Annotated in this window: 6 protein-coding genes; all 6 read right to left on the bottom strand. The window is 33.4% G+C overall.

The window, feature by feature from the left end; all coding sequences use genetic code 11:
- Positions 1 to 30: 30 nt before the first annotated feature.
- Complete coding sequence (gene atpG / locus ACVC2P_RS01520) at positions 31 to 891, bottom strand: ATP synthase F1 subunit gamma (RefSeq protein WP_452596719.1); 861 nt, start codon at positions 889 to 891, stop codon at positions 31 to 33.
- Positions 892 to 963: 72 nt separating this feature from the next.
- Positions 964 to 2,544, bottom strand: a complete 1,581-nt coding sequence (gene atpA / locus ACVC2P_RS01515; protein ID WP_452596718.1) for a F0F1 ATP synthase subunit alpha — start codon at positions 2,542 to 2,544, stop codon at positions 964 to 966.
- A 29-nt stretch (positions 2,545 to 2,573) separates the two neighbouring features.
- Entirely contained in the window at positions 2,574 to 3,110 is a 537-nt protein-coding gene (gene atpH / locus ACVC2P_RS01510) for an ATP synthase F1 subunit delta (RefSeq protein ID WP_452596717.1), read from the bottom strand.
- Positions 3,111 to 3,115: 5 nt separating this feature from the next.
- Positions 3,116 to 3,616, bottom strand: a complete 501-nt coding sequence (locus ACVC2P_RS01505) for a F0F1 ATP synthase subunit B (RefSeq protein WP_452596716.1) — start codon at positions 3,614 to 3,616, stop codon at positions 3,116 to 3,118.
- A 79-nt stretch (positions 3,617 to 3,695) separates the two neighbouring features.
- Positions 3,696 to 3,887 (bottom strand): ATP synthase F0 subunit C, encoded by a 192-nt coding sequence (atpE, locus tag ACVC2P_RS01500; RefSeq protein WP_298499142.1) that lies wholly within the window; start codon positions 3,885 to 3,887, stop codon positions 3,696 to 3,698.
- 32 nt (positions 3,888 to 3,919) lie between these two features.
- Positions 3,920 to 4,489, bottom strand: a 570-nt coding sequence (atpB, locus tag ACVC2P_RS01495) for a F0F1 ATP synthase subunit A (protein WP_452596715.1), incomplete at its 5' end; no start/stop codon positions are given.

Below are 4,489 nucleotides of genomic sequence, written 5' to 3'. Positions count from 1 at the left end.
GCTTTGTATATATTATATAACAACTCTGTTTTAGTTATTTAAAGCTTCTGCTCCACCAACAATCTCAAGGATTTCGTTAGTAATCGCTGCTTGACGTGCTTTGTTATATGTTAATTTTAATTGATCTCTTAACTCAGTTGCATTATCGGTTGCTTTGTGCATAGCCGTCATACGCGCACCATGTTCACTAGCAAAAGAATCTCTTATGCCTTTGTACAACTGTGTTTTTAAAGATTTAGGTATTAGCTCTTCTACGATTTCTTCTTTAGATGGCTCAAAGATATAATCTAGATTAGCATTTCCTTCTCCTTCTACTGGTACAATCGGTAAAAATTGCTCAGTCATTACTATTTGCGTTGCAGCATTTTTAAATTTATTGTAAACAATCTCGATTTTATCGAATTCACCTTCAACAAATTTCTCCATTAACATCTCTGCTATTTCAGCAACATTATCGAATGTTAAATCGTCAAAAATTTCACTTTTATTAGCAATAACACATCCTAATTTTTCAAAAGCATCATTTGCTTTTTTTCCAACAGCAATAACAGAAACATTTTTGTCTGCATGCACATTGTTAATTAAGTTAGTTGTTTGCTTAATAATGTTAGAATTAAATGCACCACATAATCCTCTATTAGAAGTAATAGCAACTATAAGTACATTTTTTACTTCACGTTGCTCCGCAAATTTACTTCCAGAATCTGCATCAAGTGTTGCGCTTAAATTTTGTAAAAGCTCTGTTAACTTATCTGCATAAGGACGCATAGCAGTAATAGCATCTTGTGCCTTCTTTAACTTTGCAGCAGATACCATTTTCATAGCACTGGTAATTTGCATTGTAGAAGATACAGATGATATTCTGTTACGTATTTCTTTTAAGTTTGCCATTTTTTTAGAATTAAGTATTGAGTATTCAGTAGTGAGAATTATAGTATCTCACTACTCAATACTGAAATCTAATTATCCTTTATATTTAGCTGAAAGGTCTTTACATACAGATAATAGTGTGTCTGTAACCTCATCAGTTAATTTTCCTGCTTTTAGAGTGTCTAATACATCTCTATGTTTAGCATTTAAAAACTCTAAGAAATCTCTTTCGAATTCTTTTACTTTATTTACAGGAACGTCTTTTAATAAGTTTTTAGAACCTGCGTAGATAATTGCTACTTGGTCTTCTACTGTATAAGGATCGTTTTGACCTTGTTTTAAGATCTCTACGTTACGCTTACCTTTTTCAATTACGTTTAATGTAACGGCATCTAAATCTGAACCAAACTTAGCAAACGCTTCTAATTCACGGAACTGTGCTTGATCTAATTTTAATGTACCTGATACTTTTTTCATTGATTTAATCTGTGCAGAACCTCCAACACGTGATACAGAAATACCCACGTTAATTGCTGGACGTACACCAGAGTTAAATAAATCTCCATCTAAGAAGATTTGCCCATCTGTAATAGAAATTACGTTTGTTGGGATATATGCCGATACGTCACCTGCTTGTGTTTCGATAATCGGTAATGCAGTTAAAGAACCACCTCCTTTTACTAATGGTTTTAATGACTCTGGAAGGTCATTCATTTCCTTAGCAATGTTATCATCGTTAATTACTTTTGCAGAACGTTCTAATAATCTTGAGTGTAAGTAAAATACATCCCCAGGATATGCTTCACGCCCTGGTGGACGTCTTAATAATAAAGATACCTCACGGTAAGCTACGGCTTGCTTTGATAAATCATCAAATACAATTAAAGCTGGTCTACCTGTATCTCTAAAATATTCTCCAATAGATGCTCCTGTCATTGGTGCATATACTTGCATTGCAGCAGGATCTGATGCATTTGCAGCTACTATTGTTGTATAAGCTAAAGCTCCTTTTTCTTCTAAAGTTTTAGCAATGTTTGCTACTGTTGATGCTTTTTGTCCAACAGCTACATATATACAATATACTGGGTTACCAGCATCGTAAAATTCTTTTTGATTTAAGATCGCATCTATACAAACTGTTGTTTTACCAGTTTGACGGTCACCAATTACAAGCTCACGTTGCCCTCTACCTACTGGAATCATAGCATCAATTGCTTTAATTCCTGTTTGTAATGGCTCTGTTACTGGCTCTCTATAAATAACTCCTGGTGCTTTACGTTCTAAAGGCATCTCGTAAGTTTCTCCAGTAATAGGTCCTTTTCCATCGATAGGATTTCCTAAAGTATCTACAACACGTCCAACAATACCTTCTCCTACTTTAACAGATGCGATACGAGAGGTACGTTTTACTGTAGAACCTTCTTTTACTCCAGTTGATCCTCCTAATAATACGATACCTACGTTATCTTCTTCTAAGTTAAGTACAATACCTTCTGCACCACCATCGAATTCTACTAATTCTCCGTATTGTGCGTTAGCTAATCCGTAAGCACGTACAATACCATCACCTACAGTTAATACTGTTCCAACTTCGTCTAATGAAGCACTTGCTTCAAAGCCTGAAAGTTGTTGTTTTAAGATTGCTGATACTTCAGCTGGTTTTACTTCTGCCATCTTATTATTTATTTAGATATAAATATATCTTAGTTTAATGTAAATTCTCTTTTTAATTTGTTTAGTTGATTTGCAATACTTGCGTTGTATTGTATATCTCCTACACGTAAGATGAAACCTCCTAAGATGTCTTCATCTATAATATTTTCTACCTCAACTTCTTTTCCAGTTAATTCTTTAACTTTCGCTAAAACTTTTACTTTTAAGTCGTCTGTTAATGGTAAAGCAGTAGTTACTGTAGCTACTTCTGTTCCCCTTTGCTCATCATACAGTCTTGTATACTCTAGAGATACATTTTCTAATAAAGCTATTCGCTTGTTAGTTATTAATGTATCAATTGCATTAAATGTTAATGCATTAGAACCTTTAAAGATTTCTAACAATGATGCTTTTTTTATTGAAGGACTTACTACAGGACTATTAAGCATGTCGCGTAAGTCTTTACTTTCTGCAATAGTGCTTGCTATTAGCTTCATATCGTTATTTACAACTTCAGTTGTTTTTTGATCTGATGCTAAGCTTAACACTGCTTTTGCGTAACGTATTGCTGCTCTTGACCCTGCCATATTGTTTAGTTAAGTTTTGCTTCTCCTAATAAAGACTCTACTAATGCTAATTGCTTGTCTTTGTTAGATAATTCTTGACGTACTACTTTTTCTGCGATATCTACAGATAATCCAGCTACGTGATTTTTAAGTTCTGCCATAGCAGATTTCTTTTCACTTTCTATAGCTGCCTGTGCTTGTGCAATCATTGTGTTTGCTTGTGTCTGTGCCTCAGACTTAGCATCTTCAATCATTTTATTTTTAAGCTCACGCGCTTCTTTAAGCATAGTCTCACGCTCTGCACGTGCTTCTTTTAATAACTTATCGTTATCTGCTTGAAGATTTTGCATTTCTAACTTTGCATTTTCTGCTGCATCTAATGCACTTTGAATTCCTTCTTCTCTCTTTTCTACAGCTTCAAGAATAGGTTTCCATGCAAACTTCCTTAACAAAAGAACTAATCCTACAAATAATACTAATTGCCAAAAGAATAATCCAATTGAAAACTCATTAATTAACTTATCCATTTATATCTATTTTTTTTAATATCTAAATTCATTAAAACTACAGCTACAACCAACCGTTGTAGCTGTTAGTTTGTTTTTCTTAAGCTGCAAATAAAGCAGCAAATCCAATACCTTCAATAAGGGCAGCAGCAATAAGCATAGCTGTTTGGATTTTTCCTGAAGCTTCTGGTTGGCGTGCAATAGCATCCATTGCTTGTCCACCGATTCTACCAATACCTAATCCAGCACCGATAACGATTAAACCAGCTCCTACGAAATTTAAACCTGTCATAATATATATATTAAAAATTAAACATTCTTTTTTTAGTGGTCATGGTGTTCTTCAACAGCAGATCCAAAATATAAAGCAGATAACATTGTAAAGATATATGCTTGTAAAGCGGCTACTAATAATTCTAATAATGCTAAAGCAAATGCTAAACCAAATGATAAAGAACTACCTAACCAGTTTTTAAATATGAACATTAAACCTATTATACTCATTAATACAATATGTCCTGCAGTAATGTTTGCATACAAACGAATAAGTAATGAAAAAGGTTTTATTATTGTTCCTAATAATTCTATTGGTGCCAAAATAATTTTCATTGGCACAGGAACTCCTGGCATCCAGAAAATATGTCCCCAGTAATTTTTATTAGCAGTAAATGTTGTTAATAAATACGTTATTAAAGCTAAAGCTAACGTAACAGCAATATTATTGGTAACATTTACTCCTAGTGGTGTTAACCCTAATAGGTTAATGATCCAAATAAAGAAAAACACAGTTAATAGATATGGCATATATCTTTTGTATTTCTTTTTTCCAATATTAGGAATGGCAATATCATCTCTTATGTATAATATTATTGGCTCTAGAAAACGCCCTACACC

This window comes from Pontimicrobium sp. MEBiC01747 (assembly GCF_053601635.1).
This window is presented reverse-complemented; position numbering and strand designations above follow the sequence as displayed.